The sequence below is a fragment of the Porphyromonas asaccharolytica DSM 20707 genome (genome assembly GCF_000212375.1).
GTDB lineage: Bacteria > Bacteroidota > Bacteroidia > Bacteroidales > Porphyromonadaceae > Porphyromonas > Porphyromonas asaccharolytica.
Map to the genome: position 1 here is coordinate 38,217 of NC_015501.1, position 18,176 is coordinate 56,392.

The 18,176-nt window shown below is 54.0% G+C and carries 17 protein-coding genes; 15 read left to right on the top strand and 2 right to left on the bottom strand.

Going from position 1 to position 18,176, the window contains the following annotated elements; translation table 11 throughout:
- Positions 1-45: 45 nt before the first annotated feature.
- The 12 genes from sufC to PORAS_RS00190 all read left to right on the top strand — a co-directional run bounded on the left by sufC (position 46) and on the right by PORAS_RS00190 (position 14,036).
- Positions 46-810, top strand: coding sequence for a Fe-S cluster assembly ATPase SufC (sufC, locus tag PORAS_RS00135; RefSeq protein WP_027451393.1), 765 nt, complete (start codon positions 46-48; stop codon positions 808-810).
- Positions 807-2,195 carry a Fe-S cluster assembly protein SufD gene (sufD, locus tag PORAS_RS00140; protein ID WP_004331726.1) on the top strand — a complete coding sequence of 463 codons (1,389 nt, stop codon included), beginning with the start codon at positions 807-809 and terminating at the stop codon, positions 2,193-2,195. The genes sufC and sufD overlap by 4 nt, the downstream gene beginning before the upstream one ends.
- Before the next feature lie 19 nt (positions 2,196-2,214).
- Positions 2,215-3,126 (top strand): DMT family transporter, encoded by a 912-nt coding sequence (locus PORAS_RS00145; protein WP_004331756.1) that lies wholly within the window; start codon positions 2,215-2,217, stop codon positions 3,124-3,126.
- Positions 3,127-3,293: 167 nt separating this feature from the next.
- The gene (locus PORAS_RS00150) at positions 3,294-4,202 is read left to right on the top strand and encodes an Ig-like domain-containing protein (protein ID WP_004331734.1); all 909 of its coding nucleotides are present in this window, start codon (positions 3,294-3,296) and stop codon (positions 4,200-4,202) included.
- A gap of 292 nt (positions 4,203-4,494) precedes the next feature.
- On the top strand, positions 4,495-6,933 hold the full coding sequence (locus PORAS_RS00155; protein WP_013759717.1) for a TonB-dependent receptor: 2,439 nt from the start codon (positions 4,495-4,497) through the stop codon (positions 6,931-6,933).
- Between the two features lie 12 nt (positions 6,934-6,945).
- Positions 6,946-7,974 carry a DUF4249 domain-containing protein gene (locus tag PORAS_RS00160; RefSeq protein ID WP_013759718.1) on the top strand — a complete coding sequence of 343 codons (1,029 nt, stop codon included), beginning with the start codon at positions 6,946-6,948 and terminating at the stop codon, positions 7,972-7,974.
- Between the two features lie 15 nt (positions 7,975-7,989).
- Positions 7,990-9,060, top strand: coding sequence for an agmatine deiminase family protein (locus PORAS_RS00165; protein ID WP_013759719.1), 1,071 nt, complete (start codon positions 7,990-7,992; stop codon positions 9,058-9,060).
- Entirely contained in the window at positions 9,057-9,932 is an 876-nt protein-coding gene (locus PORAS_RS00170) for a carbon-nitrogen hydrolase (RefSeq protein ID WP_013759720.1), read from the top strand. The genes PORAS_RS00165 and PORAS_RS00170 overlap by 4 nt, the downstream gene beginning before the upstream one ends.
- A 118-nt stretch (positions 9,933-10,050) precedes the next feature.
- Positions 10,051-10,740 carry a tetratricopeptide repeat protein gene (locus tag PORAS_RS00175; protein ID WP_004331787.1) on the top strand — a complete coding sequence of 230 codons (690 nt, stop codon included), beginning with the start codon at positions 10,051-10,053 and terminating at the stop codon, positions 10,738-10,740.
- Positions 10,741-10,863: 123 nt separating this feature from the next.
- Positions 10,864-11,370 carry a 6,7-dimethyl-8-ribityllumazine synthase gene (ribH, locus tag PORAS_RS00180; protein WP_013759721.1) on the top strand — a complete coding sequence of 169 codons (507 nt, stop codon included), beginning with the start codon at positions 10,864-10,866 and terminating at the stop codon, positions 11,368-11,370.
- A gap of 276 nt (positions 11,371-11,646) precedes the next feature.
- A complete protein-coding gene (gene typA, locus PORAS_RS00185) occupies positions 11,647-13,449 on the top strand; it encodes a translational GTPase TypA (RefSeq protein ID WP_004331776.1) in 1,803 nt (600 codons plus the stop codon).
- A 32-nt stretch (positions 13,450-13,481) separates the two neighbouring features.
- Positions 13,482-14,036, top strand: a complete 555-nt coding sequence (locus tag PORAS_RS00190; protein WP_013759722.1) for an outer membrane beta-barrel protein — start codon at positions 13,482-13,484, stop codon at positions 14,034-14,036.
- A 68-nt stretch (positions 14,037-14,104) separates the two neighbouring features.
- On the opposite strand, the gene xerA is transcribed toward PORAS_RS00190, so the two are convergent.
- A complete protein-coding gene (gene xerA / locus PORAS_RS00195; RefSeq protein WP_004331764.1) occupies positions 14,105-15,049 on the bottom strand; it encodes a site-specific tyrosine recombinase/integron integrase in 945 nt (314 codons plus the stop codon).
- A gap of 71 nt (positions 15,050-15,120) precedes the next feature.
- Here xerA and PORAS_RS00200 point away from each other — a divergent pair, with 71 nt between their 5' ends.
- Positions 15,121-15,600 carry a type II 3-dehydroquinate dehydratase gene (locus tag PORAS_RS00200; protein ID WP_013759723.1) on the top strand — a complete coding sequence of 160 codons (480 nt, stop codon included), beginning with the start codon at positions 15,121-15,123 and terminating at the stop codon, positions 15,598-15,600.
- Positions 15,601-15,613: 13 nt separating this feature from the next.
- Positions 15,614-16,261, top strand: coding sequence for an O-methyltransferase (locus PORAS_RS00205; RefSeq protein ID WP_013759724.1), 648 nt, complete (start codon positions 15,614-15,616; stop codon positions 16,259-16,261).
- Here PORAS_RS00205 and PORAS_RS00210 read toward each other — a convergent pair.
- The gene (locus PORAS_RS00210) at positions 16,258-16,884 is read right to left on the bottom strand and encodes a hypothetical protein (RefSeq protein ID WP_013759725.1); all 627 of its coding nucleotides are present in this window, start codon (positions 16,882-16,884) and stop codon (positions 16,258-16,260) included. The two genes, PORAS_RS00205 and PORAS_RS00210, sit on opposite strands and share 4 nt — an antisense overlap.
- Positions 16,885-17,285: 401 nt before the next feature.
- On the opposite strand from PORAS_RS00210, the gene PORAS_RS00215 reads away from it, so the two are divergent.
- A complete protein-coding gene (locus PORAS_RS00215; protein ID WP_013759726.1) occupies positions 17,286-17,897 on the top strand; it encodes a hypothetical protein in 612 nt (203 codons plus the stop codon).
- The last annotated feature ends 279 nt before the right edge of the window (positions 17,898-18,176 follow it).

Sequence of the window (18,176 nt, forward strand, 5' to 3'; positions counted from 1 at the left end):
TATACATTATATAGATACAGATTACACACTACTATGAGCAACGTAATACTCGATATAAAGAATCTTCACGCCAATATAGGCGACAAAGAAATACTTAAAGGGATCAACCTCACTATCCGTGAGGGTGAGACACATGCTATCATGGGACCCAACGGAAGTGGCAAGAGTACCCTCTCGTCTGTCCTCGTAGGGCACCCTGCTTTTACCGTAACCTCTGGCGAAGTGACTTATCTCGGTCAGGACTTGCTGGCTATGGATGCGGTCGAGCGAGCACACGCTGGACTCTTCCTCAGCTTCCAGTACCCCGTAGAGATACCGGGCGTGAGCATGGTCAACTTCATGCGCTCAGCACTCAACGAGCGTCGCAAGACTCAGGGCGAGAAGCCAATGCCCGCTGGCGAATTTCTCAAGATGCTAAAAGAGAAGCGTGAGGTGGTCGGTCTCGATGACCGTCTCCTCAAGCGTTCGGTCAATGAGGGATTCTCTGGTGGCGAGAAGAAGCGCAACGAGATCTTCCAGATGGCAGTCCTCGAGCCACGTCTCTCGATACTCGATGAGACCGACAGCGGACTAGACATTGACGCTCTGCGTGCCGTCGCACACGGTGTCAACACGCTCCAGCGTCCCGACAGTGCTTGCGTCGTCATCACCCACTATCAGCGACTGCTAGACTATATCAAGCCGCAGTTTGTTCACATTCTGTACAAGGGTCGGATCGTCACATCAGGCGGGCCCGAGCTAGCTCTCAGACTAGAGGACGAGGGGTACGACTGGATCAAAGAAGAGGTAGCTAAAGAGGAGAAGCAATGAGTCCACGTAAGCAACCACCCACAGCACACCTGCAGTATCTAGACCTTTACCAGTCTCAGCAGGACTACATCGAGCAGCACAGTTTACCTGTGCTACAAGCGCAGCGAGACTTCGCTCTAGAAGCTCTGAACGAGTACGCCCTACCCCAGCTCGGCATGGAGGACTGGCAGCGCACGGATGTCGAGGCTCTCTACGCTCCCGACTACGGGATCAACCTACAGGAGCTAGACCTAGCCCCCGCAGGACATAAGCAGCTCCCGCAGTATAGCTGTGACCTATCGGTCAATGAGCTCACCATCAAGGCGAGTGCACTCAACAGCAACTACCTCTACACCCACTACGCCAACCAGAAGCGCAAGCTCCCCGAAGGGGTCTTCGTAGGCTCTATCAAGGAGTTTGTCAAGGAGTACCCCGACCTGGCGGAACGTTACTACGGGCAGATAGCCGAGGTAGACACTGACGGTACCATCGCACTCAATACGCTCTTCGTGCAGGACGCCTTCGTCCTCTACGTACCCGATGGTATGGAACTCGAGCAGCCCGTGCAGCTCGTCCAGCTACTCCACGCTCAGGAGCCACTCCTCTGCATTCGTCGCTGGCTCATCATCATCGGTGATCGTGCCAAAGCCTCTGTCCTCGTCTGCGACCATACGATAGATCGCACCAACTTCCTCGTCAACCAAGTGGCCGAGATCTACGTCGGCGATGGTGCTCAACTCAAGCTCTTCGACATGGAGGAGAATAGCCACCAGACGCACCGCACCTGCGCCTACTTCCTACGCCAGGGGGCAGAGAGCCAAGTGACCCTCGCCGCCTATACGCTCAATAATGGGATAACGCGCAATAGCTTCCGGACACGCTTCCTCGGCGAGCATGCTGAGCAGACACTGGGCGGGGTTGCTGTGACCAATGGCACACAGCATGTCGACACCTTCACACGTGTCGAGCATATCAAGCCAAAGTGTCATAGCACGCAGCTCTTTAAGAACCTCCTCGAGGAGCAATCCACGGGAGCCTTCTCGGGGCGCATCTTCGTAGCGCAGTCGGCACAGCAGACCGAAGCTTACCAGAGCAATCGCAACATGCTCCTCTCGTCCGAGGCACGCATGTACAGCAAGCCACAGCTAGAGATCTATGCTGACGATGTGCAATGCTCGCACGGTATGGCGACAGGGCACCTCGATGAGGAGGCTCTCTTCTACATGATGCAACGTGGTATCCCCGAGCACGAAGCACGGGTCATGCTGAGCGTAGCCTTCGTTGGAGACGTCATCGCACTCATGCCCCTAGAGGATCTACGGGATCGCATCGAGAGTATCGTACGCAATCGTCTCCTAGGCAAAGAGCCGACACACTGTAGCCAGTGTGGTAAGTTGATCTTCTAACACGCACTATACTATCGTAATGAGTTCTCGCTGGAGACTACACCTCGTGATGCTATGCGTCACCATTATCTTTGGAATCAATGGGCCCTTCACCAAGGCACTCCTTGGTGGGGGGCTCACTCCATATACGCACATGTTCTGTCGCTTCCTAGGCGCTACGATACTCTTTTGGATCGCTTCGCTGTGGGTGCCTCGAGAGCGCATCGACCGCAAGGACTGGGGGAAAATGACTTTAGCATCGCTGACAGGTATCTTCTTCAACCAAGGGCTCTTTGCCATTGGCATGTCGATGACCTCACCTGTCAATCAGTCGCTCGTTGCCACGCTAGGACCCATCGTCACCATGCTCCTCGCAGCTGTCGTGCTCAAGGAGCCCATCACACGGCTCAAGGGGATCGGTGTACTCATCGGCGCCTCAGGAGCCCTGCTCCTCGTGTCCACCAACGGCTCCTCTACCGCTGGCTCTACGCTAGGCGACTTGATCTGCGCCACAGCAACCGTCTCCTACGCCATCTACCTAACTTCCTTCAAGACACTCATACAAAAGTACCACCCGGTTACCTTGATGAAGTGGCTCTTTGTCATCTCCCTCTACGGCTCTGCTCCGATGGGTGTACGTGACATGATACGCACCGAGTGGAGTACCTTCGACGCCACCTTCTACGGGCAGCTAGCCTTCGTCGTCGTGGGCGCCACCTTCGTCGCCTACCTCTTGTTGCTCTTCGCACAGAGAGGCTTGCGCCCTACCGTCGTCAGCATCTACAACTACGGCATCCCCGTCATTGCCTCCATGCTGGCTGTCATGATGGGTCAAGACCATCTCACACTCGCCAAAGTCGCCTCCGCTATCCTCATCCTGCTCGGTGTCTTCATGGTAACCCGTAGCAAAAGCCGCCAGCAGCTCCTCCGCGAGCAGCTCAGCAACGAATAGCCCCCCTTCGCGACTCCCGCCAAAAGGCTCGCAATCCGATATGACCGCCAGGTAGGTAAATCCAAATTCCGACAGAGCTGCTTGCGTACTCTTGCATCGCATCAAGAAAGGATATAACTTTGTAGGATGAATGGCTTTGCAATCAAATCATTTTCACACTATAGTCTATGACACAAAAGAATCTCATCACCCTCTTCACCCTACTCATCTGCTGTATGGGGCTAGGTGCTTGTAAGGAAAAAGACAATGAACAACCCGTCGAAGTAAAACTCGGCATAACTAAAACAGTCGATCTCCTAATCGGAGACACCTATAAACTCGAGGTAAACGTATCTCCAAAAGACCTCAAAGTCACCTTCGAATCTACCAATACGCAGATAGTCACCGTATCTGAGCAGGGTATCTTGAAGGCTATCGCAGAGGGACAAGCAGAGGTTAAAGCGACCGCAGGGGGCGTAACAAAAGTCTGTAAGGTGTCTGTAACGAAGCCTGACGATATCGACAAGTCTCGCTATCTAGGACTGGATGCTTCTGCCGAAGATCAGAAATACTTTGCACCGATATACATTCCAACGGAAGAAGAGTTTGTGCCAGACAATCTCCACTTCTTTAAGTCTGCCGTAAGCCCCTATGGCTGGATCTATCAGCAGCAAGAGCCTGAAGCGGAAAAACTATTATACTACTTCGCTTCGCCTAGGAAGCTCGATGACAACGGAAAAGAGATCCCCGAGGAGGCACAGTTTTGTATGGACGCACTCATTTACAATCACTCCATACCAGGGGCCCCACTACACATCAAGCTGATACCCAACAAGCACTATCCTAAGGACTATATGGCAGATCCGGATACATTTACAAATCCTGATGATCTAGATGTACAGGAGGCTCTACTAGAGATTATGAAGCACTATGGCTTCACAGAGGATGCACACTTTACAAAGCTCGCTGGAGATAGTGCCTATGAGGCTTACAATACGAAGTTTGACCCGAAGGTACCTCTCAGAGGCGTTATGTTTACCGAGAAGAAAGGTGACGCATACGAATTGACCTTCCAGATCAGCTACGGTCGGAGATAGCAACTAGTGGGACTAGCCCTCTCCCCGACACGAAAAAGAGACTCCCCTCAGCCGGACACGATCCGACCGAGGGGGGTCTCTCTAATATTGTCTCTATCGCAGGGAGGGTGCTTTACCCTTGTTAACCAGTACTCTCGTCGGGTCATACAAAAGCTCTAATCTCTAACTTCTAATCTCTAATTCAGTACCTTTGCAGCGACTAACGGCGAGAGTGGGTCGTGAACTGACGCTCGGGGATCGCCGGTTAAATGCTCATTGAGCACCCGTCTTAGCAACGTATAGCAAACTACTTATGACCTATTTACGTCGATATGACTTTATCGTGGGGCTACTGGCTCTCCTACTAATGATGCTCGCCACGCCACTGAGCGGGCAGGCACAAAAGCAAGCGCCACGACAGGCGCAGAGCAAGTTCACGATCAATGGCTTCGTGCATGATGCGCAGAGTGGCGAGACGCTGATCGCCGCCAATGTGATGGAGCTGAATAGCCGCACGGGTACCGTGACAAATGAGTTCGGCCACTACTCGCTGACACTCCCAGCGGGTGAGGTGCTCCTGCAGTTTTCCTACGTGGGCTATCAGAGCGACACGATACGGCTACAGCTCTCGTCCGATACGACGCTCTCGGCTTCGCTCATCGAGGGGCAGCTACTCGGCGAGGTGGTCGTGGTGGGTAGTCCGAACCCCTCGGGCGTCGAGACAGCTACAATCGGGGCGCAGCACATATCGGCGAGCGAGATCAAGCGACTACCCGCTTTCTTTGGCGAGCAGGATGTGATCAAGGCGCTGCAGCTACTACCCGGTGTGCAGAGCGGTTCGGAGGGTTCGTCGGGACTCTTCGTGCGTGGTGGCGATCCCGACCAAAACTTGATTCTCATGGACGGCATCTCGCTCTACAATCCGAATCACATGCTGGGGGCTTTCTCGACCTTCAACCCCGACGCGGTCAAGTCGGTGACGCTGTACAAAGGCACCTTCCCCGCTCGTTACGGGGGGCGCCTCTCGTCGGTCGTGGACGTGCGTCTCAAGGATGGCGACATGCAGGAGTACCACGGCAATGTGAGCGTGGGACTGATCTCTTCGAAGGTCAATGTAGAGGGACCGATCGTCAAAGATCGCACCACTTTCAACTTCTCGGCACGGCGCACCTACCTAGACCTACTGGCTGCGATAGCCCTGGCGATACGTAATCGCCAGGAGGGTGAGGATGGCGAGAAGGTGAAGGGCGGATATAACTTTCACGACCTGAACCTGAAGGTGACGCACCGCTTCTCAGATAGGGACCAGCTGTACCTCTTCGGCTATTACGGCAACGACCGTGTCTGGACGCACTATACTAGTGGAGATGACAAGCAGCAGATGTCTTGGCTGTGGGGTAATGCGATGGGTTCGCTGCGGTGGAACCATGTCATCAACGGACAGCTCTTTCTCAATACCACAGCCTCCTATACGCAGTACCGCTCTAGGCTACGCATGAAGATGCAAGAAACCCAGGATCAGCCGCCCATGGCGATGAACTACGACTCGGGTATCCGTGACTGGCTCCTGACGAGCGAACTGCATTACTCGCCAGTCGAGCAGCACCAGTTGCTTTTTGGCGCCAACTACACCTTCCACACCTTTCGTCCTGAGATGACTTCCGTAAAGGTTAACGGCAAGGACCTCAACGACTTTAGTGGGACGGACTTCGATGTCTTCGGGAGCAATCCTAAGATCTACGCCCACGAGGCTTCGCTCTATGCTGAGGATGAGATGAAGCTGGGGGATAAGTGGACCTTTAATGCGGGGCTACGCTACAGCTTCTACTATGTGCGTGGCAAGGACTACCATAATATAGAGCCACGTGTGAGTGCTGCTTGGCGCATCACGCCTACTCTGACGGCTAAGGTGGGCTACGCCCTGATGACGCAGCATGTGCACCTCCTAACGAACAATAGTCTGAGCCTGCCTACGGATCTGTGGGTCCCCTCGACGGACCGCATCAAGCCGATGCATGTGCACCACTTTACGGCGGGGCTATTCCTCCATGTGCCTCGGTGGGGCGACTTCTCGGTGGAGGGCTACTACAAGCCTCTGAGCAACGTACTGGAGTACAAGGAGGGTTCGTTCTTCTATGGGGTCTCGACAAACTGGGAGCAGATGGTCGCCATGGGTCGTGGCACGGCTTACGGCGTAGAGCTGCTCTGGCAACGTAAGGTGGGCAAGCTAACGGGCTGGGTGAGCTACGCTTGGGCTCGTACGTGGCGCACCTTCGACCAGCCGGGCGAGGAGCTCAACTTCGGGCGCACTTTCCCCGCTAAGTATGACCGCATTCACGACTTTAAGATCACTGCGATGTATCAGCTGGGCAAGAGTTGGGACTTTGCCGCCACCTGGGTCTTTGCCTCGGGTCAGACGGGCACCATCGCAACGCATGAGTACGATGGCATGAGAGATCCGCTAGCCCCATCGATGTATGGTGCATCGGGGACGCTCAACTATGTGGCTGAGCGCAACAATTACCGCTTCAAGCCTTACCACCGACTGGATCTCAGCGTCACCTATACGAAGCATCACAAGCGGGGCAAGAGTTTGTGGAACCTCAGCGTCTACAACGCCTACAATAATATGAACCCCTTCCTGGTCACTCCCGTGAGCGAAAAGACGGGCGATCACGCTTACCGCACCGTGCTGCAGCAGGTGACGATCTTCCCGATCCTGCCCAATATCAGCTACACCTATTCCTTCTAACCCGAGACCACTATGAGACCTATACAATATATACAGTTGGCCAGTAGCGCACTACTCATCACGCTCCTTGCAGCCTGTCGGACGACGGTGCCCCTCGACCTAGGCGACAACACGCCTCGCATCGTCATCAATGCGGTCGCCACGGAGCAGCAGGGCATCGACATCTCGCTCTCCCAGAGCAAGCCGACGGGAGTTGCTTCGCCCAGTACGAATGTTTACTACCCTTACGACCACCCCGATTGCCCTTATCGTATGACGCTTAAGGTCAACGACCAGCTCGTACCGCTCAGCGAGGTGGCGCAATACAAGCCACAGACGGGTGACCGCATAGCGATCTCAGTAGAGAAGTCGGGGCTCAAAGCAGCTTCAGCCGTTACCACGGTACCCGCACAGCCTAAGCTCGGTGCTGTAGAGGTTAAGACGCTAGACAAGAGCCGTCGTACCTCGTGGGTGAGCAACGCTTCAAACGTAAGGCTGCAGAAAGGGCAATACCTAGAGCTACAAAACTACGAACTATCCATCCCGCTCCAAGGCATCACGAAGGACAGCTACTACCGTATCATCGTAGAGCGGCAAGCAGTGATGCGAGGTGAGAGCATCCAACCGGAGGGATATAGATGGTATCAGGAGCAGATGCAGGATCCAAGCCTGGCAAAGTTTAGCAGTGGCGACCTGATCTTCGAGTCGGCCAATGCCTATCCGATGAATCTGCTGGCTGGCTCTAACGTCTCGACAAGCGACTACACGCTCAGGACGACGCTCTCCTTTGCCACGCGGGTCTGCAATGCCGATGGCTCCACAGATGAGGCACAGACTACGAGCGATGTCTCGGACTATGTCGCTCTGCGTGTCACCGTTTATGCGATCACGGGCGACCTTTATCACTACTGGCAGACGGTCACCTCAGACCGCTACAACAGTATGAGTGAGACGGGACTCACGGAGCCGATCCTCATCTACAACAATATCCAAGACGGGCTAGGCATACTGGGTAGTATGGCTGCGGCCCAGCGACAAGACCTTAAGATCGTGACACACTAATGCGGTGAGAGACTTATGACACAAGAGACTATGCAGATGCTCCCCGAGTGGGTGCCACAAGATGCTATCCTCCTCGCCTGGCCACACAGCCAGAGCGACTGGGCTCCGATCCTACACGAGGTGCAGCGCACCTACTGCGACATCATCGCACAGGTGACACGCTTCGAGCCGGTCGTGCTACTCGTGCCGGAAGATCCAGCGGAGTATGCCGTCCTACCTTTGGAGCTGCGTAAGCGCTGCCTACTTGTCCCCTGCCCTACCAATGATACGTGGTGCCGTGACTATGGTCCTCTGGCTCTCCAGAGTCCCAATGGCGCACGCATCCTCGTTGACTTCACCTTCAACGCTTGGGGCGGTAAGTTTGTCTCAGCACTTGACAACCTTGTGGTGCGTCGCCTCATGATGAAGGATCTCTTTGCGCTGGATGTCGCTTACTTTGAGGCATCAAGTTTAACCTTCGAGGGGGGAGCTTTGGAGTGCAATGGCGAGGGCTTCCTCTTGACCACCAAGTCCTGCATAGAAGACTCGCTCCGCAATCCGCATCTTTGCGAGACACCTTATATATATGAGGCTCTGCTACAATGTCTCGGGCTGACCGACTACTGCTCACTAGAGGTGTCTCCTCTGCCTGGCGATGACACCGATGGGCATATAGACACGATCGCACGCTTCGTAGATTCTGACACTATTATATATGTCTCTCCCAGTGACCCTACGGCGCAGAGCTTCGCCGCTTTGGCAGAGCTAGAGCGTCAGCTACAGGAGCTAGCCAGTCAGCGTCCCAACTTGCGACTGATCGCCTTGCCCGATGTGGGCGACTACCCCTCACGCTATGAGGCGGACTGCCTTATACCAGCCACCTATGCGAACTTCCTCCTCGTCAACGGGGCGCTCCTGCTCCCCATCTACGGGCGCCGCACCGACAGCGAAGCACAGCGCATACTCCAGCAAGCACTGCCTCACCTCGAGGTCGTACCGATCGACTGCTCTATACTGGTCGAGCAGCACGGCAGCCTGCACTGCATCTCTATGCAGATACCGCAAGGCTTCCTCAACCCTTCACTTCTAGACACCATAACAAGATGAAAGTAGGTATCATACAGCAGCACAATGGTGCTGACCATACGGACAATGTCCATCGCCTCCAAGAGCGCGTCCGTCAGCTAGCCCACGAGGGTGCCGAGCTGATCGTACTGCAGGAGCTGCACAACGGACTGTACTTCTGCCAGACCGAAGATGTCGCACTCTTTGACCAAGCGGAGACAATCCCTGGTCCCTCGACCGAAAGCTTCGGCGCCTTAGCGCGTGAACTGGGCGTGGTGATCGTCCTCTCACTCTTTGAGAAGCGCGCCACAGGTCTTTACCACAACACCGCCGTAGTGCTAGAGCGAGATGGCTCCATAGCGGGTCGCTACCGCAAAATGCACATACCGGACGACCCCGCCTACTACGAGAAGTTTTACTTCACCCCTGGCGATCTAGGCTTCGAGCCGATCGATACCTCCGTGGGTCGTCTCGGCATCCTCATCTGCTGGGATCAGTGGTACCCCGAGGCTGCACGGCTTATGGCGCTCAAGGGTGCCGAGCTACTCATCTACCCGACCGCTATCGGCACCGCTGCTTACGACACGCCCGAAGAGCAGCAGCGACAGATCGATGCGTGGCAACTGGTGCAGCGTGGTCATGCTGTCGCCAACAACCTCCCCGTCATTGCGGTAAATCGTGTCGGCTACGAGCCGGACCCCTCAGGCGTCACCGAGGGGATACAGTTTTGGGGTCACAGCTTCGTCACGGGTCAGCAAGGCGAGATGCTCTGTGATCTGAGTCAAACGGAGGAGGCGGGCGCTGTCGTGGAGCTCGATCTAGAGCGCACCGAGCTAGTCCGACGCTGGTGGCCTTACCTGCGTGATCGGCGCATAGACAGCTACGGAGAGATCACCCGTCGCTACATCGATTGACTCTTTTGTTAAGGTCAAAAAGGCAAAAGAGTGATTTATTCCTCCGAAACTGCTAACTTTGCAGGCAATAGCTCATTTCACATAGAATAGATAACTACATAAAACGAATTGATATAGTATGGCATTAAAAGAATCTGGGTCACAAGGCTCTCACCACTCTGAGGAGATCGTGTCTCGTAGCGAGCAATTCATTGAGAAGTACAGCAAGACCATCATCTGGTGCGTGCTGGGCGTCATCGTGCTAGGTGTGGGCATCTGGCTCTACATAGACAAGGTGGTCAAGCCCCGTGGCGACAAGGCAGCAGCACAGCTATACCTTGCTGAGGAGCAGTTTATGGCAGGCGCTGATAGCGCAGCGCTCAACGCCCCCGCAGCTGGAGCCATGGGTCTCCTAGAGATCGCTGACAAATATAGCAGCACCGATGCCGGCAAGCTGGCTCACGCCTATGCTGGTATCATCTACTACGACGAGGGTAAGTACGAGGAGGCTATCCGCGAGCTCAAGACCTTTAAAGCTAAGGAGAAGATGGTCGCTCCCTCTATCACCCGTCTCATCGGAGACTGCTACGTAGAGCTAGGTCAGTACGACAAGGCTGCCAAGTGCTTTATGGACGCTGCCAAGGCTGCCGACAACCCCGTCGTCTCGCCCAGCTGTCTCATCAAGGCAGGCCATGTCTACGAGGAGCTAGGTCAGTACGACAAGGCACTCAATGCTTACAAAGAGATCCAGGACAAGTACTACACAGCTCCTGAATCTGAGAGCATCGAGGCTTCGATCATCCGTGTAGAGGCTCAGCTTAAGAAGTAGATTCTTAGAAATTAGAAGTTAGAGGTTAGAGATTAGAGATAACTAGTGGCTCTAGGGTCTAATCTCTAACTTCTAACCTCTAAAGTCTAACCTCTAACTTCTAACCTCTAACCTCTAAAATCCATGTCTTCACAACTCCACAGCCAGCAGACACCGGCTCACTACACGCTCCAGCACAGACACACAGCGGACGTACACCGCATCGCTGTCGTCTACTCGGAGTGGAACGCTGAGATCACTCACGCGCTCCGTGACGGAGCTGTCACGACACTCCTAGAGTGCGGTCTAGAGCGCCAGCAAGTCGAGACCTTCTCCGTGCCAGGAGCTTTCGAGCTCACCTATACGGCGACACTACTCAGTGAGGCGACTCAGCCCTACGATGCTATCATCGTCATCGGGTGCGTCATACGTGGCGAGACCTCACACTACGACCTCATCTGCAACAGCGTCACCGAGGGAGCTACCGAGCTCAATCTGCGTGGCAAGGCGCCCGTCATCTTCGGACTCGTTACCGTCGAGAACATCGAGCAGGCTCGTGCCCGCTCTGGCGGTGCCGTAGGCAACAAAGGCTCCGAGTGCGCCATCGCTGCGCTCCAGATGATCGACATCAGAGCTGCGATACAAGGGTAACGCCCTGACCTATATTACGACAAAGTCCCTAGTGCTATCTCTAGCGCTAGGGACTTTTGTCATTTCAGGGCACAGGGAGCCTCGCTCGTATCACGCTGTATCCGTAGCACATATGAGTTCCAAGGTAGGGACGAGATGCAAACTGCGGTCCTAATCTCTAACTTCTAATCTTTAACTTCTAAACTCTGATCCCTAACCTCTAATCTCTAATCCTTATCTCTCCCGCCGTTTTTCGTACCTTTGCACTTGTAATTAAGGACACGACTCCACACACAAATGCAGGAAATACGAAATATCGCTATCATCGCCCACGTTGACCACGGTAAGACAACCATCGTTGACAAAATGCTCCTCGCAGCTAAGCTCTTTCGAGAGGACAAGGCTGCAGAGGTCGATACCTTTCTAGATAACAACGACCTAGAGCGAGAGCGAGGGATCACAATCGTATCCAAGAATGTCAGCATAACTTACAAAGGGGTCAAGATCAACGTCATCGACACCCCAGGACACGCTGACTTCGGCGGTGAGGTGGAGCGCGTGCTCAACATGGCCGACGGCTGCCTGCTCCTAGTAGACGCCTTCGAGGGTCCGATGCCTCAGACGCGCTTCGTACTACAGAAAGCACTTGCCATAGGACTCAAGCCGATCGTCGTCATCAATAAGGTGGACAAGCCCAACTGCCGCCCCATGGAGGTGCAGGATATGGTCTTCGACTTGATGGCTTCGCTAGAGGCTACCGATGATCAGCTCGACTTCGTCACCCTCTTCGGTAGTGCCAAGCAGGGCTGGATGAGCCGTGACGTGGAGAAGCCTACGGAAGACATCACCCCTCTACTCGATGCGATCATCTCCGAGATACCCGCTCCACAACAGCTGGACGGTCCTCTGCAGATGCTCATCACCTCGCTAGACTACAGCTCCTACGTGGGACGTATCGCAGTGGGGCGTGTGCATCGTGGCACCATACACAACGGCGACACCGTACTCCTTTGCCACAAGGATCGCGAGCCACATCGTGAGAAGGTCAAGGAGCTCTACACCTTTGAGGGCATTGGCAAGGCAAAAGCGGACTCCGTCTCCAGTGGCGACATCTGCGCCATCGTAGGCTTTGACCACTTTGACATTGGCGACACGATCGCTGACCCTGAGCATGCGGAGGCTCTAGACAGTATCTCCGTCGATGAGCCGACCATGTCGATGCTCTTTACGATCAATAACTCTCCCTTCTACGGACGAGAAGGTAAGTTTGTCACCTCCCGCCATATCCACGAGCGTCTGATGCGTGAGCTAGACAAAAACCTCGCTCTGCGTGTCGAGACGACTGACCAAGCAGACTCGTGGAACGTCTTCGGACGTGGTGTCCTGCATCTCTCCGTGCTGATCGAGACGATGCGCCGTGAGGGGTACGAGCTACAGGTCGGACAGCCCCAGGTAATCATCAAGGAGATAGACGGCGTACAGTGCGAGCCTATCGAAGAGCTCACCATCAATCTCCCCGACGAGACCAGTAGCCGCATCATCGATATGGTCATACAGCGCAAGGGCGAGATGACCGCCATGGAGAGCAAGAACGGTCGTACGCACCTAGTCTTCAACATTCCTTCGCGAGGCATCATCGGACTCAACAACAGCGTCTTGACAGCTTCGGCGGGTGAGGCCGTTATGGCACACCGCTTCCTCGAGTTCGGACCATGGCGCGGCGACATCGAGCGACGCAACAATGGTAGCATCATAGCGGGTGAGAGTGGTACCGCCTTTGCCTACGCACTCAACAACCTCCAGAGCCGCGGACGCTTCTTCATCGCTCCCCAAGAGGAGGTCTACGCAGGTCAGGTGATCGGTGAGCATACGAAAGAAAACGACCTGACGGTCAACGTCTGCAAAAGTAAGAAGCTCACCAATATGCGTGCTGCTGGTAGTGATGACAAGGTAGCACTCGCGCCTCCCGTCATCTTTAGCCTAGAGGATGCGCTAGAGTATATCAAGGCAGACGAATATGTAGAGGTCACGCCCAAGTCTATGCGTCTGCGCAAGATACTCCTCAACGAACTAGACCGCAAGCGCGCCAACAAAGCCTAATCAACTCAATCACTTCATAAACACTACTAACTATGAAAAGAATCGCACTACTCCTCATCGCCATGCTAACGCTTGGCTTTGCAGTTCAGGCGCAGTCCACCTTTAGCAAAGGGACGACTACCGCCAACCTCGGGCTCGGTATCGGTGGTACCCTTTTCAGTGGTGACTACAATGTCATCCTACCTCCGCTCTCTCTAGGTATCGACCACAGTGTAGCCAGTGGGCTCTTTGATGGCAATGGGTCTATCGGTGTCGGTGGTTACCTAGGTGCAGAGGTCTATCGCAATAAGAAGTATGATCACTCCGTATGGAGCCAGACACGCATCGGGCCGCGCGCATCTCTGCACTATCAGTTTGTAGATAGGCTCGACACCTACTTCAGCTTGATGCTCGGACTAAAAATCATCAGCTGGGACTACAAAGTAAAGGTAGCTGACGTCAAAGTTAAGGACAGAGACACAGAAGCTAGCTTCGCTTGGGGCGCGCACGTCGGTACTCGCTATTACTTCTCAGACCGCTGGGCTATCATGGGTGAGTTTGGTTATGGACTAACCTACCTCACACTCGGTGCTACCTATCGCTTCTAAGTCTTAGCGAAGCACTACAATACAATCAAAGCAGGAGACGGCTCACGAGCTGTCTCCTGCTTTTGCATTTAAAACTGTGTAGGGGGGCACTCGTCGTGCGACGTAGGGTGCTGCTGATTGCGAGGGTGATAGCGCAAGATGTCAGCACGAAGTGCAGAGCGATCCACATGCGTGTAGACCTCCGTCGTCGCTATGCTCTCATGTCCCATCATCAGCTGGATAGCGTGCAGGTCAGCTCCACCCTCGAGTAGATGCGTAGCAAAGCTGTGTCGCAGCGTATGCGGACTGATCTCCTTCTGTATGCCGGCCTGCTCAGCGAGTGTACGGATCAGACAGAAGACCGTGATACGAGAGATGGGTTGACCACGACGTGAGATGAAGAGGTACTGATCATACTCCGGCTTCGCATTATAGCGGTATGGATCATTGAGATAGCGCTGCACATCAGCAACCGCCTTGGGGCTCATCGGCACCAGTCGCTCTTTGCGTCCCTTGCCCCACACATGCAGGTAACCCTCATCGAGGAAGACATCGGAATAGGTCAGCCCACAAAGCTCCGAAACGCGCAGCCCGCAGCTGTAGAGCACCTCTATGATCGCCGTGTCTCGTGAGGCCTCGATACGATCCTCGTCGATAGCTCCGAGGAGGCTATCTATCTCTGCCAGCGTGAGCACCTCAGGGAGCTTCTTATGTATCGGTGGCGTCTGCAGCATATCTGTCGGGTCACGCTCTATCTCCTCCTCTAGCGTTAGGAAGCGAAAGAAACTCTTGACACCGCTCAGCACACGAGCCAGCGAGCGCATCGAGATGCCTAAGTCCAGTAGATGCGCCGCAAAGTTATTGAGATGCTGCAGCTCCACCTCCCGCAGACTCAGCCCCATATCCTCTATGTAGGTGTAGAGCTTGTCCACGTCATAGAGGTAGGAGTCGATACTATTGTCCGAAAGGTGCTGCTCCAGCCTCAAGTAAGTTTTATAGCGCAGTATCAGTTGCTGTCTTGGTTCTAGACTCATTGTGCAAGGGAGTTTCTTACTATCTTTGCCGTACGAAGTTAGCCATTTGCATCTAAACCGACAAGTTCACTATGTCTACAAATAGTTTGATCGAACCCCTCTCTACTCCGACCCCAGCGCAGCCAGCCATACTCATACTCAATGGACCTAACCTAGTCAACGTGGGGCAGCGCGAAGCTGAGATCTACGGTTCGACACCTCTAGTCCCCTACTTGGAGCAGCTCGCTCGTGACACCACCGAGGCAACCATCGCCATCCGCTACTCGCACTACGAGGGCGCACTCATCGAGTACCTCTACATGGCTCAGGAGCTAGGCTATCAGGCGGTCATACTCAATGCGGGGGGCTACACGCACACCTCCGTAGCTCTAGCCGACACGATACGCGCCATCGCACTACCAGTCATCGAGGTGCACATCTCCCAGCCAGTAGCTCGTGAGTCTTACCGCCACACCTCACTCATAGCACCCTACTGCCGTGGTAGCATCGCCGGCTTTGGTGTTGCTAGCTACGACTTAGCCGTACGGGCAGCCATTCAGCTGAGCCGTTGACACATTATAGAGTATGGACGCAGAGCTAGAGCTTTATGCCCAGCAGCATAGCTCCTTCGGGCACCCCTTACTAGACGAATTGCTCCGCACCGCCTATGTGCGGCTCTTACAGCCGAGGATGGTGTGTGGTGCTACACAGGCAGGGCTACTCTCGATGCTCATTAAGCTCAGTGGTGCCCAGCGTGTCCTAGAGCTGGGCGCTTATAGTGGCTACTCAACGATAGCGATGGCGATGGCGCTCGAGCCTGTAGGTGGTGAGATCGACTCCATCGAGTGCGATGCCGAGATGATCCACTTCCTCACCCCTTTTGTAGCGCGTAGCGGGTGTTCCGAGCGCATTCACATACACCATGGTCAAGCTCTAGAGCGGATGCCGGCACTACTAGCGCAGCACCAGTACGACCTCGTCTACATTGATGCGAACAAACGTCAGTACCCTGACTACTACCAGCTACTGCGCAAGCAACTACGCCCCGGGGCGATTATCCTTGCGGACAATACCCTTTGGGACGGTAAAGTAACCGCCCCAACAAACCACCACGACCTGCAGCTCGAGGGGATCCAGCACTTCAACGAACTGGTAGCTCAGGACAGCAACGTAGAGCAGCTCCTCCTGCCGCTTCGTGATGGGCTCACGATCATTCGCATCCTGTCAGCTTAGTCAAGCTGAGCCGGAGCGATAGGCTTTGCCTCTTGGGTGGGTAGTTCAGCCGTTGTAGGCGTCGCCATGGTGGTTGGCTTGACCGTATCGCTCTTTGCTTGCATCTTGAGGGAGGTCACCTCATTGCGTAGCTTGATCAGCTCCTCACGCTGCTCGGTGGAGAGCTTATTGAGCTTGAGCCACTCTAGGAGTGCACGCACCGCCAGTCCGATCGTGATGACCGTAACCGCCCCGATAGCACCCGACCAGGAGATAGTGACAAAAGGCAGATCATGCGTAGGCGTACGCCACCCGAAGAGTGCCTTGCAGAGGATCGGCATAAAGAGTGCGACCACCGCCACGATCAGCACAAAGGCCACATAGCCACCGAAGTGACGACGACGCATCATGTGACCAGCTACATAGTAGTAGTTGAGGTAGAAGATTAGGATCAGAAAGATGTCGAGCAGCCAAGTAGAGAGGTAGTAGGAGGGAGCCTCCCAAAAGTTTGCCGCCGTCGTGACGCTCTGCCCGACCAGTACCGACTGGATTAGCACGATGACCAGCCATGCGATCAGATAGATCAGCCAGGAGTAGCTCTTAGTAGCTCCTTGCTTTGCCGTAGTGGAGTCTTGTTGTTTCATAGCATCATAGAGTTAATCATTACAATACAAAGATACAATAGTACAGCGAATTCAGGTCCTAATATGGTGACCAGTATTGTGATTTAGTTCGAGCGGGCAAGGTGTCCTCAGCAAAGTATTCGCGATCTCCACGTGGAAAATTCTAAATTCCTCAGTGGAGATTTTTTATTCTCCACGTGGAGACGAAACGATTCCTCCGAAGTTTCATTTGATTCCTCCGAAGTTTTATTTCGTTCCTACGTGGGGATTTTTTCTTTTCCACGTGGCTATTTGAAAATTCCTACGTAGGAATCGCTAGTTAGACGCAATCGGAGCGATCGAAGGAGAGCGACTATTTGAAAACAAATTACTACCTTTGACCTCACAAGCAAGTATAACCTATCACATATTCAGTGTTTATTATGAACAAACTACTCAGACAAGCACTCACACTCTGCGTCCTCATCCTCGCCGCTGGATACAGTTTGCCAGCACAGGTGGTCGTCGTACAAGGTGAGCCAGAGGCTCCACTACCACGTACGCTCAACGAGGTACGCCTTAACCTCTTAGCACCCGTAGCCTTCAAGGCTATCGCACTCGAGTACGAGCGCTCCACGACGAAGGTAAAAGATCTAGGCTTCGGAGCTACCATCAATGTCTCCTTTGCTCATACGAGAGATTATGAGACTTCGGTTTTTCCCACTTTTGGTGTGATGCCCTACGCACGCTGGTACTTTGGCGGCAAGAGACTCGCTGCCACAAGACTTAACTCAGGCTTCTTTATCGAGGCAAATACAGCGATCAACTACCATCGGTATACTCGAAACAACTACCAAGATTACAGCAATGGGCAGATGACAGAGACGAAGCAAGGCGTCTCTTGGGGCATCGGCTTCGGCGGTGGCTGGAAGCTGGTCTCTCGCAGCAATTGGAGTGGTGAGATCAGTATGCGTGTAGGCCGCAATCTGGTAAAGGGTGACGGAGCTGAAGACGTATACGTCTACCCCGCTATATCCGTGGGCTACCGCTTCTAGTCATCTTCTTACACTACGTAATTCCTATAGAGAGGGCATCTAGATATAGATGTCCTCTCTTCTTTTTCTTAAGACTATCGTACTCTGAGACTTTTCTTCTCTATGGTATTTGCAAAAAGTGAGTATCTTTGCATCTGGGTGCATGTGCTAGATCCAAGTGATGACCTCTTGCAACATATGCGGGTTCTTACTCGTCTATATGACAGTGCGTCTTTATCGTACTACACTCACGCTTTTTGAACTGACAACTAGTAATACATCAATAACTTTTAGACAACT

Bases quoted from the DNA above. Each gene is read 5' to 3' on its own strand.
- sufD (WP_004331726.1), top strand. From the start codon at position 807: ATGAGTCCACGTAAGCAACCACCCACAGCACACCTGCAGTATCTAGAC.
- PORAS_RS00145 (WP_004331756.1), top strand. From the start codon at position 2,215: ATGAGTTCTCGCTGGAGACTACACCTCGTGATGCTATGCGTCACCATT.
- PORAS_RS00150 (WP_004331734.1), top strand. From the start codon at position 3,294: ATGACACAAAAGAATCTCATCACCCTCTTCACCCTACTCATCTGCTGT.
- PORAS_RS00155 (WP_013759717.1), top strand. From the start codon at position 4,495: ATGACCTATTTACGTCGATATGACTTTATCGTGGGGCTACTGGCTCTC.
- PORAS_RS00160 (WP_013759718.1), top strand. From the start codon at position 6,946: ATGAGACCTATACAATATATACAGTTGGCCAGTAGCGCACTACTCATC.
- PORAS_RS00165 (WP_013759719.1), top strand. From the start codon at position 7,990: ATGACACAAGAGACTATGCAGATGCTCCCCGAGTGGGTGCCACAAGAT.
- PORAS_RS00170 (WP_013759720.1), top strand. From the start codon at position 9,057: ATGAAAGTAGGTATCATACAGCAGCACAATGGTGCTGACCATACGGAC.
- PORAS_RS00175 (WP_004331787.1), top strand. From the start codon at position 10,051: ATGGCATTAAAAGAATCTGGGTCACAAGGCTCTCACCACTCTGAGGAG.
- ribH (WP_013759721.1), top strand. From the start codon at position 10,864: ATGTCTTCACAACTCCACAGCCAGCAGACACCGGCTCACTACACGCTC.
- typA (WP_004331776.1), top strand. From the start codon at position 11,647: ATGCAGGAAATACGAAATATCGCTATCATCGCCCACGTTGACCACGGT.
- PORAS_RS00190 (WP_013759722.1), top strand. From the start codon at position 13,482: ATGAAAAGAATCGCACTACTCCTCATCGCCATGCTAACGCTTGGCTTT.
- xerA (WP_004331764.1), bottom strand. From the start codon at position 15,049: ATGAGTCTAGAACCAAGACAGCAACTGATACTGCGCTATAAAACTTAC.
- PORAS_RS00200 (WP_013759723.1), top strand. From the start codon at position 15,121: ATGTCTACAAATAGTTTGATCGAACCCCTCTCTACTCCGACCCCAGCG.
- PORAS_RS00205 (WP_013759724.1), top strand. From the start codon at position 15,614: ATGGACGCAGAGCTAGAGCTTTATGCCCAGCAGCATAGCTCCTTCGGG.
- PORAS_RS00210 (WP_013759725.1), bottom strand. From the start codon at position 16,884: ATGAAACAACAAGACTCCACTACGGCAAAGCAAGGAGCTACTAAGAGC.
- PORAS_RS00215 (WP_013759726.1), top strand. From the start codon at position 17,286: ATGAACAAACTACTCAGACAAGCACTCACACTCTGCGTCCTCATCCTC.